Consider the following 1,560-nt stretch of genomic DNA (forward strand, 5'->3'; position numbering starts at 1 on the left):
CAAACAACCCCCTGCGGGGTCACGGACTGAGCGGCGAGGGTAGCCAGGCCCCGCCCGGGTTCGAGGCCCGGGGCCGCATTCCCCCTTGGGGGAGGAGAGAGAAAAATGACTGAAACCGAAATCTACACAGCGCCCGTCCGCGACGGGGCAATGATCAGCGCGCCGGTCTACGAGGGCCACAAGCGCGGGAAAAACTGGATGGCCGCAATCGCCCCTGACCCGGCCGCACCGGGCGGAGTCGCGCGGACGTTCGTCCCCCGCGGGCGCGGGGAGTACTACTACATAGTCTCGACCGACCTCGTCGGCCAGCCCGTCGAGTTCGGCGCGGATTATTTCTCGACCGGGGGCAAGCGCTACCCCAAGCGCTGGTACGGGGTCGTCCGCGCGCTCACCGGCGAGGAGATCCGCATCGAGCACTACGAGACCGCAGCGCAAGCGATCGCCGCAAGCCGCTCCGGCCCGGACCGGCAAGCCCTCGAAGAGGAGCGCGCCGCGCTCCTGGCTCGGCTCGCGGAGATCAATGCGCTCCTGGGGGAGGACTGAGAGTTACGGGGTCCGGCGGGGCAACCCGGCCGGCTCGGGGTTCGTGACCCCGGCCCCGCTTTTCCCCCCTTGGGGGAAGGTGATTGAAAATGCGATACGAAATGACAACCAGGAACGGTGAGCCGGCGATCAGGGTCCGGCTCAACTATGACGAGGCGCGAGAGTACCTCGCGCTCGATGAAGAATGGATCGAGGTCCTCGACTCGCTCACTGCAAGTGAGCGCAAAGCGATGACCCTCGAACTCTACCTCGTCCCGCTGCGAGAGGTCGCAGAGTACGCGGTGGGGACGACCGGCAAGCCAACCGACCGCCTCCCAGCCCTGACGGCCGCAACGACGGCCTGGGCGGAGGACGACTACGACGAGGCCCTCTTTTCCCTGGAGGGGATCGACCGGGCCGCATACCTCGAGGTCCTCGACCGGGCCGCGCGGATCATCGCGCGGGAGATCCGGGCCTGGGATACGGTGGATGTATCCCGGCTGGTGGAGCTGCTCACGAAACTGGGCGAGATCGTCGACCGGGTCGGTTGGGAAGTGGATTACTATGTGCGGATGGACTCGCTCCCCTCCGCCCTGATTCCGGAGGGGGTCGATACGGCCTATCCGGTTTGGGCCGTTGACAAACAGGGGATGGCCCTGGTCGGTCCCGGGGCCGATGAGGTGGAGAGCGTTGAGGAGGTGCGGGCGGCCTGCGAGGAGCACGCCCGCCGCATGAGGGGGATCCCGCTCCGATGCCACAAGTGCGGCCACATCTGGATGTATCGCGGGGGATCTCATTACCGGACGACCTGCCCAGCGTGTCACGTGACGGTCTACCTCGACAAATGTATGATTACGTGAGGTGAGAGAAATGGAAACACGAACCCCTCCTACAACACTCACCGGCGACGCCTGCCGCACCCTGGAGGCGATCATCAAGGACGACTTACAGCGCGCGGAGATCCTCAGCGTGTCGGTCTATGTGGACGAGGACGGCAGTATCGAAGTGGAAGAACTCGCCCTTCGGATCTACGGCGGG

Annotated in this window: 2 protein-coding genes; both read left to right on the forward strand. The window is 65.8% G+C overall.

Annotation, left to right across the window (positions count from 1 at the left end; translation table 11 throughout):
• Window positions 1-105: 105 nt before the first annotated feature.
• The gene (locus tag ACE4YL_RS11735) at window positions 106-543 is read left to right on the forward strand and encodes a hypothetical protein (RefSeq protein ID WP_461369668.1); all 438 of its coding nucleotides are present in this window, start codon (window positions 106-108) and stop codon (window positions 541-543) included.
• An 83-nt stretch (window positions 544-626) separates the two neighbouring features.
• Complete coding sequence (locus tag ACE4YL_RS11740; protein WP_461369669.1) at window positions 627-1,382, forward strand: hypothetical protein; 756 nt, start codon at window positions 627-629, stop codon at window positions 1,380-1,382.
• Window positions 1,383-1,560 lie beyond the last annotated feature (178 nt).

The organism is Candidatus Darwinibacter acetoxidans (assembly GCF_041936445.1).
Taxonomy (GTDB): Bacteria; Bacillota; Limnochordia; order Darwinibacteriales; family Darwinibacteriaceae; genus DTU010.

Excerpts from the sequence above, each read along its gene's own strand:
- ACE4YL_RS11735 (WP_461369668.1), top strand. The coding sequence starts at position 106 with ATGACTGAAACCGAAATCTACACAGCGCCCGTCCGCGACGGGGCAATG.